The following is a 20706-nucleotide window of genomic DNA, read 5'->3' as shown; positions in this document are numbered from 1 at the left end:
GATCACCGTCCGCCGCATGGCGATACGAGCAGCCACGCGAGATCCGTCGCGATCAGCGCGAATACGAAGAGCGCGCTTGCAAGCGCACCCGCGCGTGCGATGAACGCGTCACGCGCGGCATGTCTGTCGATCGATCCATGCTCTTTCAGCATCGACGCAAGTTCGCCCGTGCGCCGCCAGTTGCGCCATGCAATGACGCCGCCCGCGACGCCGAGCAGCAACGCGCTTAACCCCAGCATCACGATGCCGCGTTCGAGCCAGGGCATCGCGGGCGCATTCACCGGACGTTCGTGCGGGAAGCATCCCCACGCGGCGAGCATCTGCGCGAGCGTCGTTTGCGCTATCCACGCAGCGGGTGCGAGCAGCAGGCCAAGCACGAGCGCGATGCCGCCGGGGCGCGCCGGATGCCTGTGCTCATCGATGGACGAGGCGTCGTTCATTTCATCTCGCCAGCACATAGGGCGACAGATACAGCGTCGCAAAGATGAAGAGCCACACGACATCGACGAAATGCCAGTACAGCCCGCCGATGGTCAGCGCCGCCGAGCGCGCCCGGTCGAAGTAGCCGAGCGCGGTCCAGAGCAACAGGAACGCGAGCACGACGAGGCCCACGAGCACGTGCATCATGTGAAAGCCCGTGATCGTGAAGTAGAGCGAGCCGTAGAGATGCGTCGTCAGACCGTAGGGATGATCGGCCCACTCCCTGAGTTGTATCGCGACGAAGGCCGTGCCGAGCGCGATGGCGATCGCGAGCATCGCCACGCCCATGCCGCGCCTGCCGCGCCGTACGAAGCGCTCGCTCGCCCACACGAACACGCTGCTCGACAGAAGGATGCCTGTGTTCGCGATGCCGGGTCCGAGCTTCGGCATGCCTTCGGGCGGCCAGCGTTCCGTCGTCTGCGACGCGAGATACAGATACGAAAAGATCAGATAGCCGAAGAGCGCGGCTTCGGTGGCGACGAGCGTGAGACATCCCCACCAGCCGCCCGAACGTTCGCCCGGACTGCCGACCGGCAAGCGCGCACGCTCGGGCAGCGTTTCCGCAAGATCGCTCATGACGTCGCTCCGGATTCACGCGGATGGGCCGTGTCGTCGCGCTGGCCGAGTTCGCGGCGCGGCCACAGCCATACGACGATGGCCGCGCCGCACGCGGCAAGCCCGAATGCCGCGAGCCACCACGCGGTCAACGCGAGCCCGCTAAAGAACACCAATGAAGCGACGCCGAGCCAGAAGGGCGCATACGAGTCTTCCGGCATCTTGAGGATCACGTCGGGATCGCCGTCGAGCGCGGTCGTGCCGAGCGCTTCGCGTCCCTGGTCGAGCACATAACCCTCGGTGAGCCGCGATCGCATCGTGCCCGATATGCGCTCTTCCCATAGCGGATGACGGCTCGCGATGCGCGGCACGATCGCGAAGTTATAGGGCGGCGGCGGCGATGATGTCGACCATTCGAGCGTCGGCGCATCCCAGGGGTTGTCGCCCGCGACGGGGCCGCGTCTCAGGCTATACGCGAAGTCCCACAGAAACACGAGCACGCCGAACGCGAACAGAAACGCGCCGATCGACGTGATCATGTTCACCGTGTTCCAGCCCATGTCGGGCGCATAGGTATAGATGCGCCGCGGCATGCCGAGCAGGCCCGCGATATGCATCGGAAAGAACGCGATGTTGAAGCCCGCGAACAGGATCCAGAAGCCGATGCGCCCGATCTTCTCGCTCATCATGCGTCCCGTGAACTTCGGGAACCAGAAGTAGATGCCGCCGATGACCGGGAACACGTTGATGCCGAGCAGCACGTAATGCAGGTGCGCGACGATGAAGTAGGTGTCCGTGAGCTGCCAGTCGAACGGCACGGCGGCGGTGAGCACGCCCGACAATCCGCCGATGACGAAGAGGAACACGAAGCCCGCGAAGTACAGGAACGGCACGCGGAACACCGGCCTGCCGGTCCAGATCGTCGCGATCCACGCGAAGGTCGCGACCGCGCTCGGTATCGCGATCACCATGCTCGCCGCGCCGAAGAACGACAGCGCGAGCGCCGGGATGCCCGTCGCGAACATGTGATGGATCCACACGACGAAGCCGACGACCATCGTCGCGACCGTCGACAGTGCGACCGGCAGATAGCCGACGAGCGGCCTGCGACAGAACACGGGCAGCGCATCGGAGACGATGCCCATCGCGGGCAGCACGACGGCATACACCCACGGATGCGCGAAGATCCAGAAGAGATGCTGCCAGAGCAGCGCGCGGCCACCGTTGAGCACATCGAAGAAGTGCGTGCCGATGCGCCGGTCGAGCCATAACATGAAGAACGCGAGACTCACCGAAGGCACCGCGAGCAGGTTGCCGCCCGAAGCGGTGAGCGTGCCCCATACCAGCACCGGCACGCGATCGAGCGACATACCCGGCGCGCGCATGCGCAGGAACGTGACGACGAAGTTCATCGAGCCGACTGTCGTCGAGATGCCGAGCAACACCATGCCGAGCGCATAGATATCGATGTTCGGTCCCGTGCTGTAGGTGAGTCCCGCGAGCGGCGCGTAGTTGAACCAGCCCGCATTGGGCGCTTCGCCGAACGGAAAACTCGCGTAGAGAAACAGTCCGGCGAACAGAAAGATCCAGTACGACAGCGCGTTCAGGCGTGGAAACGCCATGTCGCGCGCGCCGAGTATGAGCGGCCACAGATAGTTCGAGAAGCCCGACAGCACGGGCAGCGCGTAGAGGAAGATCATCGTCACGCCGTGCATCGTGAAGAGCTGGTTGTATTGCTCGGGCGTGAGCAGCGTTGCGTCGGGGCGCGCGAGTTGCACGCGCAGCACGAGCGCTTCGATGCCACCGGCGATCAGAAACGCGAATGCGGTGACGAGATAACGCAAGCCGATGCGCTTGTGATCGACCGTCGAGAGCCAGCCGCGCCAGCCGGGCGGCGTCTCCCAGAGTTCGCGCAGCCTGCGCTCCTGCTCGCTGCCGGGCTCGATGCGGCCGATCGTGAGCGTGCGTTGCAGCGGCGCGGGCGTGGCGGCGTGTTCGGTCATTGCAGTGTCCGAAGATAGGCGGAGAGCGCAGCGGCATCCGATGCCGATAGCGCGATCGACGGCATCAACGCATCCGGCTTGATGCGCTGCGCATGTCGTATCCAGTCGAGCTGATTCGATGCGGTATTCGGCAACGCGCCGGCCGCGAGAAGACGGCGCGAGTTCAGATGAGTGAGATCGGGTGCCTGCGTGCCGCTTGCATCGCTGCCGCGCACGGCGTGACAGCCCGCGCATCGATCGAGAAAAAGCTTTGCGCCGGCATTCACGCTTGCATCCGCAACATGCGGCAGCGCTTGCGCCGCGTACCACGCATCGAATTGCGGGCGCGGCTCCGCGATCACTTCGAATGCCATGTGCGCATGCTGCGCGCCGCAGAACTGCGAGCATTGCCCGCGATACACGCCCGCGCGATCCGCCTCGATCCATTGCTCGTTGACGACGCCCGGTATCGTCTGCGTCTTGCCCGCGAGACGCGGCACCCAGAATGCATGGACGACATCGGCGCTGCGCAACTCGATCTTCACCGGCTCGCCGACGGGGATATGAATCTCGTTCGCCGTGGTCACGCCTGCTTCGCCGCGATTCGTACGCGTGTAGTCGATCTTCCACCACCAGTCGTAGGCCGTGACCGCGATGGTCAGCTCCGGCGTCTTGCGCGGCGATGCGACCGATTCGAGCGTGACGAGTACATACGCGAGCGTGACGAACAGCGCAACCGACGAAATGCTCGTGCCGATCCATACCCAATGCATGCCACCGCCTTCGGCCTGCAGGTGTGCCGCATCGCGTTCCGCAGGCGGTGGCCGCCTGCGCATGATTGCCGCGACAAGCAAGCCTGTCACGGTCAGCGCCACGACGACAGCCAGTGCCGCGAGCGCCCAGCCGAGGCGCATCGTCGGCGTGGCGGCGGGGCCATCGGCGTGAAGGAAGTAGTTCAGCGGTGCATCAGCGCGTACGTTCGTTTGATAGACGAGCGCGACGAGCGGGGCGATCACTGCGCGGGTGCTTCGCCTGGCACAATGAATCGCGTTGTGCATAGCAAGCATCCGCATGCGTCTCCGGAAAAGATTGGGCTCAAGGTTATGCGCCGGGTTTCTTCGCGCAAGCAATCCGTGATCCCAACGAAAGCCTTACTGATATTTCTTCAGCCTAATCAGCGTAACCGAATCGATTGGTATTTTTGTCGAGGGGCCTTCAGCGCTTGAATATGCCGAGGCGGACGATATGATGTACTAACGTATTCGTGACATGCATGTCGATTGCATGTTCGCTTCCTCTACAAAAATTCCGATCCTTCTTCGCGCGCTTCTGTTCAACCGAACCGCGAAGATCCCCTGTGGCATTCGGTGAGCGCCTTGTCCGGGCCATCGCGTTACTTGCGCATCGGCCATCGGGGTGCTCCTTTATTTCTCGTATCGAAGCGCGGCTGCGTTCGCCATTCCGGACGCGGCCAGCACTCATTCGCGATGATGTCGCCGCGCGGGTCGGGTGTTTCACTGCCGGCAATGAAACGATCGCTCGATATCGTTTTCGACATTCCGAAGTTGCCATGACTAAGAACAGTTATATCTCCTCCATTGCACGCATATTCAGGTTGCGTCGAACTGCTTCGCCGGGACGACTATCGACGTTGCTGAGTTTCACGGTCGTCTTCATGCTGGCGGCATGCGGAGGCGGTAGCGGCGATGGCGGTGGCGGCGCCACCACAACGGGTGGTTCGCAATCGAGTCCTTCGGCTGCATCGACTCCTGCGGAGGGCGGCGCGTCGGCGCCTTTGGCCGCGTCGAGCCCGGCGCCGGCGAGCGGCGCAGCCAGCACCGCGCTGTCCGTGATCGCGCCCTCGGGCAGTGTGTTCTATGGCATGAATGGCCATGTCAACGCGGCGGGTCCGTACACGACGTCAACGCCCGAACAGCAACTCGCGCAACTGAAGGATCTCGGTGTCACGCTGTATCGCAGCGATGTCTCCACCGTGGCCGGCGCGCAAAAACTGGCGAGCGTCGCGCAGATGATGGCCGAATCCGGCGTGACGGTTTATCCGGTGCTCCTGCAGCAGCTCAACTTCCCCGACGAAAACTCGGCCTATCAGGCGAGCTATACGCTTGCACAGCAGATCGTCAATGTGCAGCACTATGCTTATTACGAAGTAACCAACGAACTGGCGCCTGAGTGTCTCGTCGGCTGGGTCGACGGCGTGAACAGCACTGACTACAAGAACGATTGCTTCCAGATTGCGCGCGGCGTCATACGCGGCTTGATCGCGGGCATCAAGTCGGTCGATCCCGCCGGGAAGATCGTGATCGGGGGCAATACGTGGATGCATCTGGGCCTGGACGTGATGCTGGCGAACGGCACGCAGCCCGACGGCACGAGCGGGCATCCGGTCGTCACGTGGGACATCACCGCGTGGCACTGGTACTCGGAGCAGGGCGACATTACCCACGCATGCGGAACGCTTTGCTACAACGTGATCGGCACGTTGCAATCGCTCGGCAAGCCGATCTGGATCAATGAAGTGGGCATGCGGCCGAACTTCCCCGGCACGGCCGACCAGGCGGCGACGTTCATGGCCAACAACATGATGGGCGCGCTGCTTGCCATCGCGCCGCAGTACAACATTCAGTCGCTTCAGGTCTATGAGCTCTACGACGATCCGCCGACAGGACAGGGCCCGTACGGCATCATGCTGAACGATGGCGTGACGAAGAAGCCGACTTACACGGCGGTCAAGAACTTCATCGCGACGAATCCGCGATGAAGCTATCGGTCGATGAGCAGGCTCGACGCTTGCTGGCGCATTTAAGGATTTAGTGGAGAAAGCGCTAATGCGATACGTGTAAAGAGCAATTGGCTGTCCGCTCTTTTTGGCATATAAATGAGTTACTTCTCACTCATATTCGGGAGTAAAGATGCTGATCCGCTGTGTAGCATGCAACAAGCTCATTTACTCGGACGATGCTCTCGAAGAAGATACGTGTCCCGCCTGCGGCTCCACGAACACCGAGCATATCGCGATGGGCTTTATCTTCGATCAGACGGTCACGACGCAGGATCGGCCGGGCGGCGCGACACAACAACGCGACGCGCCCGATACGATTCGCGGAAAGGCTTGATTGCGTTTTGGATGTGCGCCTCGATCCCCTCTCGTTGAGCGCATCATTGCCCGCCTGAACAGGCGGGCTTTTCTTTCCGGGCGTTCAAACGAACGAAGGAAGCGAATGCGTAGTTATTGCGACATCACGACCTGCGCGATAACGCCCGACGCGACCGCGACCAGCAGATAATCCGCGCCTACGCCGACCCATTGATATCCGCGCGGCGGCTGATGCAAGCCGTGACCGTGCCAGTCGTCGACGACGTACTGATGATTCCGGTAATCGGACGACAGGCGCTCGCCCTTGCGCCAGTCCGAATGATGCGGCTCGTTGTTCGCATGCTCGGGCGGGCGCGGGGCATTGTGATCGTACCCGTTGTGACCGTTCATCTCGGGGCCGTGGCCGGGCGCGCCGGGTCCGCCGGGCCCGCGATTCATGTCGTGATAGCCGTCCGGGCCATTCGGTGCGAGCTGCGCGAATACGGCACCCGTCGTCAGTCCGATGGTCGCGCAAAGCAGCGCGGCGACGATTCGATTCTTCTTCATGTTCTTCCTCTTGAAAGTTGCAAAGGGATAATCTCGATGCCGGGACTGTACGCAATGAATCGGAAGAATGACGTGAGCATGTGTAAGCAACGCTTACCTTTGATTACGCGAGAAGGCGCATTTAATACTTAATGCTATTGAAAGAAAGCGCCGATTACCTGCGCGGAATGCGGATTGCTATCTGTTCGGCACGGCATACCGGAGACCCACGCGTCGGATGACATCGACTTCGAAAAACGTCCACGCGCCGAAGAAAGCGCTCTCGGCCCTCATGCTCGGCGCGCTTGGCGTCGTGTTCGGCGACATCGGCACGAGCCCGATCTATGCGTTGAGGCAAGGCGTGAGCGACGCGGGCGTCGTCGATGCATCGATCGTGATGGGCATTCTTTCGATGATCGTGTGGGCCGTCGTCATCGTCGTGATGGGCAAGTACGTGTGCTATGTGATGCGCGCGGACAATGAAGGCGAGGGCGGCATCGTCGCGCTGACGGCGCTCGCGCGTTCGGGCTACGAGCAACAGGGGCGACGCGTTCCGCATCTTCTGCTGATGGCCGGCTTGTTCGGCGCAGCGATGTTCTACGGCGATTCGATGATCACGCCCGCGGTTTCGGTGCTGTCCGCGGTCGAAGGCCTGAGTCAGGTGAGCGCCAGGTTCGAGCCATTCATCGTGCCGATCGCGGTAGCGATTCTCATCGCGCTCTTTCTGTTTCAATCGCGCGGCACGGCGGTCGTCGGCAAGTCGTTCGGGCCGGTCATGCTCCTCTGGTTTGTGTATCTTGCGGCGGTGGGCGTCTACCGGATCGTGGAGCATCCGGACGTGCTGCGTGCGCTTTCGCCAGCGTATGCGTGGTCGCTCGTGCTCGCGCACTCCGCGCTCGCATTCACGATTCTCGGCGCCGTGATTCTCGCGTTGACGGGCGCCGAAGCGCTCTATGCCGACATCGGTCACTTCGGCCGGCGCGCGATCCGGCTTGCATGGATGATCGTCGTGTTTCCGGCTATCGTCATCGGTTATTTCGGGCAAGCCGCGACGATTCTGTATCAGCCAGGCGCGGCCAGACAACCCTTCTTCTTCGCCGCGCCTTCGTGGGCGCTGGTGCCGACCGTGCTGATTGCATTGCTCGCCACCGTGATCGCATCGCAAGCCGTCATTTCAGGGGCTTTTTCGATGACGAGTCAGGCGATTGAACTCGGCTTCCTGCCACGGCTTCGCGTAATCGAAACGTCCGCATCGCAGCGCGGGCAAGTGTATGTGCCCGCGGTGAATGCGGTCCTGTTCATCGCGGTGATGTTCCTCGTGATCGCTTTTCGCAGTTCGGACCGGCTGACGTCGGCATACGGCATCGCCGTCGGCCTCACGATGCTGATCACCACCGTGCAGATGGTGAGCGTCACGCGCAATATCTGGCGCTGGCCGTGGCTCGCGGTCGCCGCGCTCAGCGTTCCGCTCATCGCAATCGATGCGTTGCTCGTCGCGGCCAACATCCACAAGATTCCGCAAGGCGGCTGGTTTCCGGTTGCGATCGGCATCGTGCTGTTCGTGCTGATGGCGACATGGCATCGCGGCCTTCAACTCGCGCATTTACATGCATCGCGCGCGCCACCGCTCGCGGAATTCCTGCGCGATGTGCTGAACAAGCCTGAGCCGCCCGCGCGCGTGCCGGGCACTGCCGTCTATCCGGGCAGCACGCCGGGCGCTACACCTTCCGCCCTCACGAGCAACGTGCGCCATAACCGCGTGCTGCACGAGACGACGGTGATCTTTGCGAACCGCGCGGAATCGGCGCCGCGTGTCGACGAACACACGCGCATCGAAGTGCGCGATCTGGGCGCGGGCTGCTATGAAGTGATCTCGCGTCATGGCTTCGTCGAACGGCCGAACCTGCCGCGCCTGCTGTCATCGCTCGACGGACAACTCGGCGATTGGCGATTCGATCCGAAACACACGACGTTCTTCCTGCCGCGCGACGAAGCGACGCCCGGCTGCTCGCACGGGCAGATGCCGCGCTGGCGCGAACGCCTCTTCGGGGAGATGGCGTTCCATTCGGCAACGAGCGCGGAATATTACGGACTTCGAAGTGAAGATGTCGTCGAACTCGGCGTTCAGGTCGTGCTGTAAGGCACGTGATTCATGCGATCACTGCGCGGTGCCGGCGGGCAGCATGTCGGCCTTCGCATTTGCGTGATTCTTCGCCGCTTCCAGCGCCGCATCGTGTGTGTCTAGCGGGCGATCGCGCATTTCGGTGTAGCCGTCCGCATCGACGGTGTAAGACCAGGTGCATTGTCCCGTCGGATCCTGATCGATGGTGATCTCGACATGGTGCCCGTTACGAACGTAGGTCTCGGTAGACATGATGTGATCTCCCAATGAGTGACATCCGCGTCGCGACCGCTCAGTGCGAGGTCATGGCTTGCGGGAATCGGGCGGAACAGGGTTCTTTTCCTGCGACGATGGCAACTCGTTTTCCGATACCTCGTGCGTGCGCATTTCGCGTTCGTCGAGCTGACGCTGCTTCGTGTCTTCGGAGGACGTCGGCGTGGAATCGTCGCGGCCCACGGGTTCGTCCATGTCATCGGCGGTGGCGTGCGGCACACCCTTGCCTGGCTCCATGATGGCCTCCGGAAATCGTGAGATGGCGCGCCGATGCGCGCCTTCTATCGTGCAGCAAACGCCGGACCCGCCCGGCGATGTGCCGTGCGTCACGCGCGACAGGTCACTCAAGTCCCTCGTGCTCGAATGCAAGCTTCACGGCCGGTCGCTCGCGCATGCGCTTGTAAAACGCCTGAAGCTCGGCGGGCATATCGACGCTCATCTTTCGCGCCCACGTCAGCATCGTGAACAGATACGCATCCGCGACGCTCACCTTGTCGCCGAACAGATAATCGCCGCGCATCGTCTTCGCGATGAGCGCGAAGCGCTGGCCGATTTTCTCGCGCGCGGCCGCGGCTTCCGCATCCGAAGACGGGCGGAACACGCGGCCGAACTGCTTGTGAATCTCAGTCGAAATGAACGCGAGCATTTCCAGCAGACGCAGACTTCCGTCGTCGCCGGAAGGCGCAAGCGATGGCGCCTTTTGCGCGACCCAATAGAGAATCGCGATGTTCTCGGTGAGCCGCTTGCCATCGTCGAATTCGACTACGGGAACGTAACTCTTCGGATTGATTTCGTTGAACGGCGTGCCGTCGTCGGTGATCTTGGACTTGAGGTCGACCTTCACGCGATCGAAGTTCAGGCCTGCTTCATGCATCGCGATGTGATCGGCGAGACTGCATGCGCCGGGTGCGTAATACAGTTTCATGATGCGCGTCTCCTTTCCGTGATGGCTGTGCGGGAACCCTATTCGGCGAGCAAGGCTCATGCCGCGAAAAGGTGGACGGCCCTAAAGTTTTGCCGCGTGCGTGCCGTTGACCCGAAAGTGCCGTTTCCGCAGCGCGCGGAGGCGAAAGGTATGATACGGCCGTTTTGTCGCGATGCGCGGTCCGCCGTCGATGACGGTCGATGTCCCGGCCACCGCACGTGGCGGGCTTTTCCATGTTCCACACACCTGACACTGAAACACTTCGCCTTTGCAGCGTGCTCGCGAGCACGGCGTTCGGGCTCGTCTTCGCGCTGGTGCGCTTCGGCCGCAAGATCGAGCCGCAGTTCGTGCACTGGTCTGCGAGCGCGTTCCTCTACGCGGCCGTGCTGACCGGCTTCGAGCCCGCGCGCGGCAATCCGGTCCTGATCGGCCTGCTGCTCGGCGCGCTCGCGGCCACCAACATGTTGATCGTTTCGGGCTTGCGCGCTTTCGACGGCAAGCCTCCGTTCCGCTCATGGATGCTCGCGCCGATTTTGGGTTGCGCGGTAGCGCATGTCTTGCCGGGATGGATCGTCGGTCCCGGTCCGGTAGCGGCGATGTTGACGCACGCGGGCGATACGATCAGTGTCGCGATCTCGGCCGCGATCACCGGCATCATCCTCTGGTCGAGCGGGCGGCGCGAGAAGAGCCGCGCGCGGCGCATCGCCGGATTCGCAATGCTGGGTTATCTGCCCGGTTATGCCGTGACGCTCGCAGCCTATGCGTGGTCGGGCACGCACATCAATTACCTCGCGCTGATTCCGATGCTCTCGGACCAGTTGCTATTGGGCGTACTCAATCTCGGCCTGCTGGCGATTCCCGCCGAACGAGCGCAACGCCGCCTGCGCGATGCTGCGCTGCGCGACCCGCTCACAGGCGTCTGGAATCGCGCCGGATTCGAGCTTTACGCGATGCGCCTCGCCGCGCCTGGCGCGACCGTGCTCGCCATCGACCTCGATCATTTCAAGCAGATCAACGACCGGCACGGTCACCTCGCGGGCGACAACGTGCTGATTGAACTCGCGCGGCTCGCGGGCGCGGAAGTCGCGTCGCTGGGCGGCGAGTTCGGGCGGCTCGGCGGCGACGAGTTCGTCGCGATCGTTCCGGCGTCGCGCGCATCGGATGCGCAGGCCTGCGCGAACCAGATTCACGCTGCGTGCCGCAAATACACCGAAGGCATGCCGGAATGGACTACGAGCATCGGCGTATCGCAGATCGGCGCGCACGATGCGAGCTTCCACGAAGCACTGCAACGCGCGGATGTCGCGCTGTATCGTGCGAAGCTCGCGGGCCGCAACACGCTGACGGTCTGATCAAGGTAGAGTCGTCGGTATCGACATAACCCGGAGACGCGGATGAACGGCAAACGCATCGCAACGGCGTTGCTGCTGCTGCTGGCGTGGACGGTCTGTGCGAACGCGCAGGAACGGCCCCTCTCCGATGAGCAAATGCTCGGCGTGATTTTCGTCGCGAATCAGGCGGAAATTGCCACGGCCAGTCTGGCCTTGCGCAAGACACGCTCCTATAGCCTGCAGGTCTTCGCGAAGCGGATCGTGTCGGAACATGCGCAAGTCAATCAGGAGATCGCCACGCTGATGCAGCGATACGGCACGCAGCCGCAACGCAGCGCGACGAGCGAGGCATTGACGAAGCAAAGCCGCGACGATATAGCCGATCTCGACCAGACCAGCATTTACGATTTCGACGAAGCGTATCTGGATCGCGAAGTCGCTTATTTGCAGAAGCTGGTCAATGCCGTCGATGGCTATATTCGAACGGCGCGCAGCGCGGAGGTGCGGACCTTGCTGATCCGCTCGCGACCGTCGTTCATCTTTCATCTCGATCAGGCTCAACGGCTGCAAATCACGATCGGCAGTCCGGGTCTGATACGCTGACGCCGCTTTCGTCGAGCGAGGCATAAACAAAACGCAAAAGCACGGAGATATGCATGAACCCTTCGGAACGAATCGACGCGTTGATTGCCGGCATCACGGACTGGCGTGGCGAGACATTCGCCAATGTGCGCAAGACCATTCTGGCGGCGGATAGCGGGATCGTCGAGGAGTGGAAATACATGGGTAGCCCGGTGTGGTATCGCGACGGCATGATCGCGGTGGCTAACGCGCATAAGGGAAAAGTGAAGCTCACCTTCGCCAACGGCGCGAGCCTTCCCGATCCCGGACAGCTCTTCAACGCGGGTCTCGAAGGCAATGCGCGGCGCGCGATCGATTTTTTCGAGGGCGACAAGATCGACACGCGTGCGCTGAAGAATCTCGTGCGCGCGGCAATCGAGTTCAATCAGTCGAAATCGAAGAAGAAAGCGGCCGGCTAGGCCACGCGTGCCCACGCACCGATGAAGGCCGGCGGCTGTATGACGCCATCGAGCGCGACGATCTCATCGCGCAGTCGTGCGGCCAGCGTATCGATGCCAATCGCATCCGCGCTTGCAACGCCGAAGCGCTCGGCAAGCGGCAACAGCGTGCGCAACACCTCGGCCAGATACTGATACGCGAACGAGTCGGGCCCGCCTTCGAAGCGCGCCGATAGCAGCATCTGCGGGCCGGGCAGGCCGGCGCGGCGGAACGTCGAAAACAGCTTCGATCCCATGTCGGTCTCGACGCCCGCGCGCTTGAAAGTTTCCCTGATCCAGCGCGTGCCCTGCGCGCATAGCGGCGACTCGGGCACCGAACGCGCAGTGCTCATGTCCATCTCGTGAAAGACGAAGAGCGTGCCCGCGCCCGCACGGTCGGCGAGACGGCGCAAGGTCGCGGCGGGATCGGGCAGATGCAGCAGGATGAGCCGGCCGATGATGGCGTCGAAGGGTTCCGTGAGTTCGAAATCCGCCACGCTCGCAACGTCGAAGCGCACGTTGCCGAGGCCGGCTTGCTGCGCCCGTTCGCGCGCCTGGTCGATCACGCCGGGCGCCTGATCGATGCCGGACACCGACCCGTCCGGTCCCACGAGCGATGCGGCCAGAAACGAGACATCGCCCGTGCCGCAGCCCAGATCGAGCACGCGCATACCGGACGCGAGCCCCGCGCGGCGCAGGACCTCTTCGGTCAGATCGCCGATGAAGCGCGCCTGATTCTCCAGTCGCTGCACTTCCGGATCGGAATGGCCGAGCACGTAGGCGCCGGTGGAACTGACGGAAGGATTCATGGCTGTGACCTCGCGTGTGCGTGCCCCTTTCATGTTAGTGGCTGCGCGACAAAAGCCACTTCCCGCCCCAAATATTTCAGATAACTTTCGGTGAAAAAGAGCGCCGCCCGCGCGCTTATCGCGGACGAAGCTATCCGTATCGGGATTTCTTCGTTCGCGTGTGAGTAAGCGACGAGTACATTTATCGTTCGCCGCTCTCCCACGATATCCCGCATGACGACATTTTCATTGCAGCGTTTATTCGCCGTGTTCGCGTCGATGGCGTTGCTCGCATTGCCGATTCATCGCGCGCACGCCGAAGGGAAGGTGACGATCGTCGATCAATACGGTATCGGCTCGTTGCTGCTGAAAGTGGCGAAAGATCAGATGCTCATCGAGAAAGCGGGTGCGCGCGAGGGACTTGCCATCGACGTGCAATGGAGCACGCTCTCGGGCGGCGCGGCTGTGAACGAGGCGTTGCTGTCGGGCGCGGCGGATATCGCGACCATCGGCATCGGGCCTTTGATGACGATCTGGGACCGCACGCACGGGCGTCAGGACTTTCGCGCGATGGCGGCGCAAAGCGCGGTGCCGGTATATCTCGTGACGAACGATCCGCGCATTCGCAGCATCCGGGATATCGGCGAGAAGGATCGGATCGCGGTGGTGTCCGTCGCCGTGTCGCAACAGGGACGGCTACTGCAGATGGCATCGGCCAAAGCTTTCGGCGATGCCGACTATGCGCGTCTGGATCGCTTCGAAGTCAGCATGCCGCACGCCGATGCGACGACCGCGATGTTATCGGGCAACTCGGTCGTCAACCTGCATTTCTCGAACGCGCCGTATCAGTATCAGGAACTCGAAGACCCGAAGATTCACAAGGTAACGAGTTCCACCGACATTCTCGGCGGTCCATCGACGGGCAGCGTCGTCGTGACGTCCGGCGCATGGCGCAAGGACAATCCGAAGACTTATGCCGCCGTGCGCGCCGCGCTCGACGATGCTGCGAAGCTCGTCGGCAAGGACAAGGCGCAAGCGGCGGCCATCTATATTCGCCAGGACGGGTCGAAGCTTTCGCCGGCGTTCGTCGAACGCATTTTGAGCGACAAGGAAGCCAGCTTCGCGACGACGCCGCAAAACACGCTGCAACTGGGTGCGTTTCTGCATAAGGTCGGCGTGATTCGTCATGAACCGAAGTCGTGGCGCGATTACTTTTTCGCCGACGACGCGAACGCGCAAGGCAGTTGAGCGCGTCGTCCATTTATCCCATATATAAAGGAATACGAAATGAATGCCGCTGCCATCCAGAAAGAAGCAGAATTGACCGTCAATCCGCTCTCGGCGCATATCGGTGCGGAGATCGGCGGCGTCGATCTTACGCGTGCGCTGTCTCCCGCGCAGGTCGAAGCGATTCGCGCAGCGCTGCTCAAATGGCGCGTGATCTTCTTTCGCGAGCAGTTTCTGAGTCACGAGCAGCACATCGCGTTCTCCGCGCAATTCGGCGAGCTCACGGTGGGACATCCGGTGTTCGGACATGTCGAAGGTCATCCCGAGATTTATTCGATCTCGAAGTTTCGCAAGGCGACGCGCTTCGAAGGGCCTTCGCTGCTGCGTCCCTGGACCGGCTGGCATACGGACGTCACGGCGGCGGTGAATCCGCCGTTCGCATCGATCCTGCGCGGCGTGACGATCCCGCCTTATGGCGGCGATACGCAATGGACCAATCTCGTGATTGGGTATGAGAAGCTCTCCGCGCCGCTGCGTGCATTCGTCGATGGCTTGCGTGGCGTGCATCGCTTCGCGCCGCCGCAAGGCGCGAGCGGCACCGATGCGTTCACGAAGGCCGTGACGGATCACACGCTCGTGAGCGAGCATCCGCTCGTGCGCGTGCATCCCGAAACCGGTGAACGCGCGCTGTATGTGAGTCCGGGTTTCCTCAAGCACATCGCGGGACTGGCGCCGCGTGAAAGCCAGGTGTTGCTCGAACTCTTGTGGGAGCATGTGACGCGGCCGGAATTCACGGTGCGCTTCAAGTGGGAACCGGGCAGCATTGCGTTCTGGGACAATCGCGCGACCGCGCATCTCGCGCCCACGGATATCTTCGATCTCGACTTCGATCGGCAGTTGTATCGCACGACGCTCGTCGGCGATGTGCCGGTCGGGCCGGATGGGCAAAGGTCGGTGGCGATCGAGGGATCGCCGGTGGGCGCGGCGGCTGCGGTGGCGTTGAATTGAATATGAATCAGTCGATGAGCCGCCGCGCCCGCATCCATTCGAGCACGATGCCCGCGATGTCATCGCTGTTGTCATCGGCCATCAGCGCGTGACTATTTCCCTCGATGCCGCGTGCGGGAAGATCGATCCATTCCGTATCGACGCCAGCCGCGGCGAGCGCATCGTGCCAGCGCCGTACTTTTGGCACGGACTCGACCCAGAACGGATGCCGCTCCAGATAGTCGCCCCAGACGAACAGATGCGGCACGCCGCGCAGGCTATGCGGATCATATTGCGCGGGGTCGGGCGCGCCTGAAGGCTCGAGCGAGATGACCGCCGTCACGCGCTCGGGCGCATTCAGCGCGGCGCGCAGACCGAAGTTGCCGCCTTGACTGTGCGTGAGCACGATGCTGCCCGGCAGGCGCTCGATCAACGCGTCGTATGCATGTTGCGTCAGCGTGTCGTTCGTCGACCAGCGCGGCACGAACTGATTCATGAAGGCTTCCATCTTCGATACATCGAAGCGCATGCCCGCATGAGGCCGGCGCGATCGCGCCTGCGCGTGCCATGAACCTTCCGGACCGAAGCGAAACGTTTCTTCCCATGCCTCGCGCGCAGTGCGGAAGTAAGGCGCCTCGGGATACACATCGGGATAGGGCGCCCACGATGCGCGGCCACGTTCGACGGCATCGGACACATAGACATTGAAGCCCGCGCGCAGGAAGTACATCTGCCAGCCGGGGCGTCCATCGGGCGTCGTCTCCCAGTTCACGCCGCTCATGCCGCCACCATGCCAGAGCAACAGCGGATGAGGGCCGCGCGGCGATGCGAGCCTCACGTACTGCACATACATCTGACCGACGATCACTTCGCCATTGGGATCGACCGGATGGACGGCGCCGTGTGCCGTGCTCACGCGCGAGCGCGGACTCATGCCCGACAGCGTGACCATCTTTCCGCCGACGTGAAAGCTGCCGATATCGCGCACCTGAATCGCGCTGGTTGCATCGTTCGTATTCATGCGGTTGTTCTCAAAGAGGGTGGATGCGTTTCGGCGCGCGTCACGAAGATCAATATCACGAGGAAGGTCATGAAGAAGCGAAACGCGCTCTCCGTGCCGTTCCATTGCTGCGACTGCCACATGCCGAACCATTCGCCGCCGATCGTCATGAAGCAGACCTGCCAGGTGAGATAGCCGAGCGTGAGACCCGCGATTGCCCAGCGCTTGGCTCGCGCGAATACTGCATTCTCTTGCCGCATCGCCCGACACATCGCGATGACGCCCACCCAGCAGAGCAGCGCGGTCACGGTCTCAAGAAGAATGATCAGGTCATAGCCGAGATGCTGAAGCATCGGCGACGTGATCGCGCGATACATGTTGGCATTGCCGGGGAACGTCGTGTCCATCCGCAAGACGTGCTCGACGAATTGCAGGTTGCTGCCATAGTCCGTCAGATTGCCGAAGCTGACGAGCGATGCCAGCAGGGCCATCGAGGCCACGGCGAAAAGTTTCGCGAGTCGTTCGGTCATCCCGTTCTCCTGACACGTTGTGCACCCGATTGTGCGAGAAAAGAATTAGATAGGCATGACGACGCGCCGCAACTAACTGTCCCGCACGAACGCGCCACTTCTTCAGCTTCGCCAATAGCCATCAACAGAGAGAGGTCGATCGCTGGCCGTATAATCGCTGCCTCAAACGATTAGGTGCCGACGCAGGCACGTCGGCCAGCTTCGAACGACGCTGGTTTATCAACATTCGGAACGCCTCGCGTGGAAAGTCTCTTTCAGTCCGTGAATGCATTGTTTGCCTTCATTGCACCCGTATCGGATTTCTTGTGGGATTTCCCCACTAATTTCAAGGCATATTCAAGCATTCCCGTGCTCGGGCAATTCCCGTTCGCGATTCTGCTGCTTGTCGGCGTGGGCATCCATTTCACGATTCGCACGCGCTTCATCCAGACGATGAACGTCGGCAAGATCGTGCGCATCATGTTGCGCAGACAGTCGTCGAAGACCGGCGTCAGCGCGCTCGCATCGTTCATGCTCGGGCTCGCGATGCGCGCGGGGCCGGGCAATATCGTCGGCATCACGGGCGCGATTTCCGTCGGCGGGCCGGGCGCATTGTTCTGGATGTGGGTCGCCGCATTCTTCGGCATGGCCACCGCGTTCATGGAATCGACGCTCGCGCAGCTCTTCAAGGAGAAGAAGCACGACGAGTTCGTCGGCGGCCTGCCGTTCTATGGGCGGCGCATTCTCGGCGACAAGCGCATCGTCGGCACGTTCTTGTCGCTCGTGTTCATCGTCTATGCGCTTTTCAACGTGCCGCCGCAAACGTTCAACGTGTTCACCGCGATCGGCACTATTGTCGATACCGTGACCGGTACGCATCTCGCACGTCAGTCGACGGTGTATTACGTCATCGCCGCCGTGTTGATCGCGGCGTGCTCGTTCATCATCATGGGCGGCATTCGCCGCGTGACCGCCTATACCGATGTGCTCGTGCCGATCAAGGCAACGCTGTTCTGCCTGATGTCCCTGGTCATCATCCTCATCAATCTGCCGCTGATTCCGTACTTCTTTCATGAGGTGATCGTCGGCGCATTCGCACCGCATGCGCTCTTCGGCGGCGCAATCGGCACCGCGCTCGCGCAGGGCGTCAAGCGCGGGCTGATGTCGAACGAGGCGGGGCAGGGCACCATCACGATGGCCGCCGCGATCGCCGACAACGATCACCCATGCGAACAAGGCTTCGTGCAGAGTCTCGGCGTGTTCTTCGACACGATGGTCATCTGCACGATGACCGGCTTCATCGTCGTGATGGCGCATGTCTGGACCGGCACCGTCGACGGGCAAGCGTGGGAATCGGTGAGGGCATCGAAGATCACGGTCTATCTCGCATCCGTCGAAACGCTCGTGCCCGTTGGGGTCGCGCACATCGTCAAGATCGTGATGTGCGTATGTTATGGCCTCTTCGCGTTCACCACCTTGCTCGGCATGATCTCGTTCGCGGAGATATCGGCGAACTTCATCTCGCGCAGTCGCGGCTTCATTACCGGTATTCGCGTCGTCGGCTCGCTCGTGTTCGTGCCATTCGGCGCGCTCACGGTGCTCGCCGGCCTCGAGTTGCCGAACCTCTGGGCGCTGTCGGATCTGATGAATATCGTGATGGTGCTGCTCAACGTGCCGATTCTGCTGATCGGGCAACGCCTCGTGTACAAGGCGCTGGCGAACTACCGGTCGACGCGCCGCGGGCCGTTCGTATCCGAGGATATCGGCGTGCGCACGGAGTACTGGACGGCGAAGCGCGGCGTCGCGAAGCAAGAGGATGGCGTTCGCGAGCGCATCGAAGCTTAAGAGCCGAAAAACTCCACCGCGCCCGTGCTCAGGTTGTACATCGAGCCTGCGATCTTGATGCCGTGCTGGCTTTCCATCTCGCTCAGCACTGTGCTGTCGCGGCGAATCTGCGCGATGGTGAGTTCGACGTTCTTGCGCGCCACTTTATCGACGAACGTGTAGTTGGTCGCCGAGCGTTCGCCGTCATACTGCGTTGCATCGACGGCGGGCTTGATGCGCGCGAGCAAGCCGGTGAGATGGCCGAGTTCGGCATTCGCTATCGCGCCCTTGATCGCGCCGCACGACGTGTGCCCCATCACGAGCACGACTTTCGCGCCCATCAGCTTGCACGCGAATTCCATGCTGCCGAGAATGTCGTCGTTTTCGATATTGCCCGCGATACGGCAATTGAAGATATCCCCGATACCCAGATCCATGATGACTTCCGCGGGCGCGCGCGAGTCGATGCAACTGAGCAGCACGGCAGCGGGATACTGGCCCTTCGCGCTGGCCTTCTGCTCGCGCAGATAATTGCGCGGCTTGCGCTCGCCTTTCTGAAACCGCTCGTTGCCGCGCTTCATCAGGTCGATGATCTGCTCGGGCGTCATGCTGTCGCGCTGCGCGTGCGTCAACGCATCGGCATGAGCCGAGGTCATGAGAAGCGATGGACCCACAAGCCCGACGATACCTGCGGATGCCACTGATCTGAGGAAACCCCGGCGGCACTCGGGCGTGCATTGCAGCGGATGCTTCATTTCTTCGCGCATGACCTTGCTCCTCGATCCAAGGATTGGGCCTTCTTGACGCTCTTCTTGCGAACTGAAGTGTTGGACGAAAACGCGTCGAATGCAATGCGCGCTTGTTCTGATGACAATGTCACGCCGATGACGTAACGATGTGGCGCGCGATATCGAGGAAGTTGGCGGTCTTGGCGGCCGTCGCGTCGATGCGCGAGGCCAGTGCGAGACGAATCGTGATCGCGCTGCCGAGGGCGTCAGTGTAGGCGACGCCATCGACCTGAATCTGACACACGGACGCCGGCACCAGCGACACACCGAATTCTGCCGCGACCAGATTCACGACTGACGAAAGCTGCGGCGCCTGCTGCCCGGCGACTGGCTCGAATCCCGCTTCACGGCACGCACCGATGATGACGTCGTGCAATGTCGGGCTCGCTTCGCGGGGCAGCATCACGAAGGGATCTTCCGCCAGCGCCGCGAGCGGCACCTTGCGTTTCTTCGCGAGCTTGTGCGTGGCGGGCAGCACGATTTTCATCGGCTCGATCGCAATGTGATTGATCTGCACGCCCGCCGGCGACTGGCTGCCGAGCCGAACGAACGCGACATCTACACGGCCGGCGTCGAGATGGGCGAGCAACTGCGCGGTGTTGCCCTCGGTCAATGTGAGCGTGACGTTGGGATAAGCCTGCCGATACGAGCGGATGAGCTTCGACACGACCGGATTGAACGCCGCCGACCCAGTGAAGCCGATATTGAGTTGCCCGATCTCGCCGCGCCCCGCGCTCTGCGCCTTTTCGACGGCGAGACGCGCGTCGTTCATGAGCCGCTTGGCATCGACGGCGAACGCCTCACCCGCTTCGGTCAGCACGACGCCGTGCCCCGTGCGTCGGAAGAGCCGCACGCCGAGTTCGTCTTCCAGCGCGTGAATCTGCTGGCTGAGCGGCGGTTGGCCGATGCCGAGCCGTTCCGCCGCGCGCGTTACGTTGCGCTCCTCGGCGACGGCCAGAAAGTAACGAACGTGGCGCAGTTCCATGCGATATCTGTCAAAGATATTTCAGAAAGACGAGATAGATATTGGACAGTATATCAATCGCGCGACAAAATACCGCTATCGCGCAGTGCGCGGGCAAAAAACTTATCCCCAACGACATCGCCGGGCGCTTTTCGAGGCGGATCAGGCTGGACGAGTCGCGCCCGTGTCGTGCATCGACGACGCGCGAATCGTCAATCAGATTGGGAAGGGGTCTAACGTGGCTGAAGCATTG

General features: G+C 62.1%; 23 protein-coding genes. 9 read left to right on the top strand and 14 right to left on the bottom strand.

The window, feature by feature from the left end; genetic code table 11:
- Positions 1-2 precede the first annotated feature (2 nt).
- Genes PQR08_RS34680 through coxB form a run of 4 tightly spaced genes read right to left on the bottom strand, consistent with a single transcriptional unit; the run spans position 3 to position 4090 of the window.
- Complete coding sequence (locus PQR08_RS34680; protein ID WP_250486377.1) at positions 3-440, bottom strand: hypothetical protein; 438 nt, start codon at positions 438-440, stop codon at positions 3-5.
- Position 441: 1 nt separating this feature from the next.
- Positions 442-1056 carry a cytochrome c oxidase subunit 3 gene (locus tag PQR08_RS34675; protein ID WP_250486376.1) on the bottom strand — a complete coding sequence of 205 codons (615 nt, stop codon included), beginning with the start codon at positions 1054-1056 and terminating at the stop codon, positions 442-444.
- Entirely contained in the window at positions 1053-3038 is a 1986-nt protein-coding gene (ctaD, locus tag PQR08_RS34670) for a cytochrome c oxidase subunit I (RefSeq protein WP_250486375.1), read from the bottom strand. The genes PQR08_RS34675 and ctaD overlap by 4 nt, the downstream gene beginning before the upstream one ends.
- Positions 3035-4090, bottom strand: coding sequence for a cytochrome c oxidase subunit II (coxB, locus tag PQR08_RS34665; RefSeq protein ID WP_408163882.1), 1056 nt, complete (start codon positions 4088-4090; stop codon positions 3035-3037). The genes ctaD and coxB overlap by 4 nt, the downstream gene beginning before the upstream one ends.
- 497 nt (positions 4091-4587) lie before the next feature.
- Between coxB and PQR08_RS34660 the strand changes: the two genes are divergently transcribed.
- Positions 4588-5796: a glycoside hydrolase family protein gene (locus tag PQR08_RS34660; protein WP_250486374.1), complete on the top strand. Its 1209-nt coding sequence runs from the start codon at positions 4588-4590 to the stop codon at positions 5794-5796.
- Positions 5797-5947: 151 nt separating this feature from the next.
- On the top strand, positions 5948-6151 hold the full coding sequence (locus PQR08_RS34655) for a hypothetical protein (RefSeq protein WP_250486373.1): 204 nt from the start codon (positions 5948-5950) through the stop codon (positions 6149-6151).
- A 113-nt stretch (positions 6152-6264) separates the two neighbouring features.
- Here the strand turns inward: PQR08_RS34655 and PQR08_RS34650 are convergent, their stop codons facing one another.
- The gene (locus PQR08_RS34650) at positions 6265-6678 is read right to left on the bottom strand and encodes an RcnB family protein (RefSeq protein ID WP_250486372.1); all 414 of its coding nucleotides are present in this window, start codon (positions 6676-6678) and stop codon (positions 6265-6267) included.
- Positions 6679-6895: 217 nt separating this feature from the next.
- On the opposite strand from PQR08_RS34650, the gene PQR08_RS34645 reads away from it, so the two are divergent.
- On the top strand, positions 6896-8797 hold the full coding sequence (locus tag PQR08_RS34645) for a potassium transporter Kup (RefSeq protein WP_250486371.1): 1902 nt from the start codon (positions 6896-6898) through the stop codon (positions 8795-8797).
- Positions 8798-8815: 18 nt separating this feature from the next.
- On the opposite strand, the gene PQR08_RS34640 is transcribed toward PQR08_RS34645, so the two are convergent.
- The 3 genes from PQR08_RS34640 to PQR08_RS34630 form a co-directional block, all read right to left on the bottom strand.
- Complete coding sequence (locus PQR08_RS34640; protein ID WP_187607025.1) at positions 8816-9031, bottom strand: hypothetical protein; 216 nt, start codon at positions 9029-9031, stop codon at positions 8816-8818.
- 51 nt (positions 9032-9082) lie between these two features.
- Positions 9083-9289, bottom strand: a complete 207-nt coding sequence (locus PQR08_RS34635; RefSeq protein ID WP_250486370.1) for a hypothetical protein — start codon at positions 9287-9289, stop codon at positions 9083-9085.
- 103 nt (positions 9290-9392) lie between these two features.
- The gene (locus PQR08_RS34630; protein ID WP_238218095.1) at positions 9393-9977 is read right to left on the bottom strand and encodes a glutathione binding-like protein; all 585 of its coding nucleotides are present in this window, start codon (positions 9975-9977) and stop codon (positions 9393-9395) included.
- 233 nt (positions 9978-10210) lie between these two features.
- Between PQR08_RS34630 and PQR08_RS34625 the strand changes: the two genes are divergently transcribed.
- Genes PQR08_RS34625 through PQR08_RS34615 form a run of 3 tightly spaced genes read left to right on the top strand, consistent with a single transcriptional unit; the run spans position 10211 to position 12348 of the window.
- Complete coding sequence (locus PQR08_RS34625) at positions 10211-11329, top strand: GGDEF domain-containing protein (protein WP_250486369.1); 1119 nt, start codon at positions 10211-10213, stop codon at positions 11327-11329.
- Between the two features lie 42 nt (positions 11330-11371).
- On the top strand, positions 11372-11911 hold the full coding sequence (locus PQR08_RS34620) for a DUF4142 domain-containing protein (RefSeq protein ID WP_250486368.1): 540 nt from the start codon (positions 11372-11374) through the stop codon (positions 11909-11911).
- Positions 11912-11964: 53 nt separating this feature from the next.
- A complete protein-coding gene (locus PQR08_RS34615; RefSeq protein ID WP_250486367.1) occupies positions 11965-12348 on the top strand; it encodes a DUF1801 domain-containing protein in 384 nt (127 codons plus the stop codon).
- Here the strand turns inward: PQR08_RS34615 and PQR08_RS34610 are convergent.
- Entirely contained in the window at positions 12345-13175 is an 831-nt protein-coding gene (locus PQR08_RS34610; protein ID WP_250486366.1) for a class I SAM-dependent methyltransferase, read from the bottom strand. The two genes, PQR08_RS34615 and PQR08_RS34610, sit on opposite strands and share 4 nt — an antisense overlap.
- Before the next feature lie 213 nt (positions 13176-13388).
- Here PQR08_RS34610 and PQR08_RS34605 point away from each other — a divergent pair, with 213 nt between their 5' ends.
- Positions 13389-14402 carry an ABC transporter substrate-binding protein gene (locus PQR08_RS34605; RefSeq protein ID WP_250486365.1) on the top strand — a complete coding sequence of 338 codons (1014 nt, stop codon included), beginning with the start codon at positions 13389-13391 and terminating at the stop codon, positions 14400-14402.
- 39 nt (positions 14403-14441) lie between these two features.
- Positions 14442-15389 (top strand): TauD/TfdA dioxygenase family protein, encoded by a 948-nt coding sequence (locus PQR08_RS34600; RefSeq protein WP_250486364.1) that lies wholly within the window; start codon positions 14442-14444, stop codon positions 15387-15389.
- 7 nt (positions 15390-15396) lie between these two features.
- Here the strand turns inward: PQR08_RS34600 and PQR08_RS34595 are convergent, their stop codons facing one another.
- Both PQR08_RS34595 and PQR08_RS34590 read right to left on the bottom strand, forming a co-directional pair.
- Positions 15397-16389, bottom strand: coding sequence for an alpha/beta hydrolase (locus PQR08_RS34595; protein ID WP_250486363.1), 993 nt, complete (start codon positions 16387-16389; stop codon positions 15397-15399).
- Positions 16386-16898 (bottom strand): DUF2165 family protein, encoded by a 513-nt coding sequence (locus tag PQR08_RS34590; RefSeq protein WP_238295496.1) that lies wholly within the window; start codon positions 16896-16898, stop codon positions 16386-16388. Before PQR08_RS34590 ends, PQR08_RS34595 begins: the two co-directional genes overlap by 4 nt.
- A gap of 240 nt (positions 16899-17138) precedes the next feature.
- On the opposite strand from PQR08_RS34590, the gene PQR08_RS34585 reads away from it, so the two are divergent.
- Positions 17139-18722: an alanine/glycine:cation symporter family protein gene (locus tag PQR08_RS34585; protein WP_250486362.1), complete on the top strand. Its 1584-nt coding sequence runs from the start codon at positions 17139-17141 to the stop codon at positions 18720-18722.
- Here PQR08_RS34585 and PQR08_RS34580 read toward each other — a convergent pair.
- The 3 genes from PQR08_RS34580 to PQR08_RS34570 form a co-directional block, all read right to left on the bottom strand.
- Positions 18719-19468 carry a carbonic anhydrase family protein gene (locus PQR08_RS34580; protein WP_238218105.1) on the bottom strand — a complete coding sequence of 250 codons (750 nt, stop codon included), beginning with the start codon at positions 19466-19468 and terminating at the stop codon, positions 18719-18721. The two genes, PQR08_RS34585 and PQR08_RS34580, sit on opposite strands and share 4 nt — an antisense overlap.
- A gap of 109 nt (positions 19469-19577) precedes the next feature.
- A complete protein-coding gene (locus tag PQR08_RS34575; protein WP_250486361.1) occupies positions 19578-20474 on the bottom strand; it encodes a LysR family transcriptional regulator in 897 nt (298 codons plus the stop codon).
- Between the two features lie 10 nt (positions 20475-20484).
- The coding region (locus PQR08_RS34570) for a hypothetical protein (protein ID WP_408163876.1) at positions 20485-20706 on the bottom strand (222 nt) is incomplete at its 5' end.

The organism is Caballeronia jiangsuensis, from assembly GCF_046030135.1.
Taxonomy (GTDB): Bacteria; Pseudomonadota; Gammaproteobacteria; order Burkholderiales; family Burkholderiaceae; genus Caballeronia; species Caballeronia jiangsuensis.
This window is presented reverse-complemented; position numbering and strand designations above follow the sequence as displayed.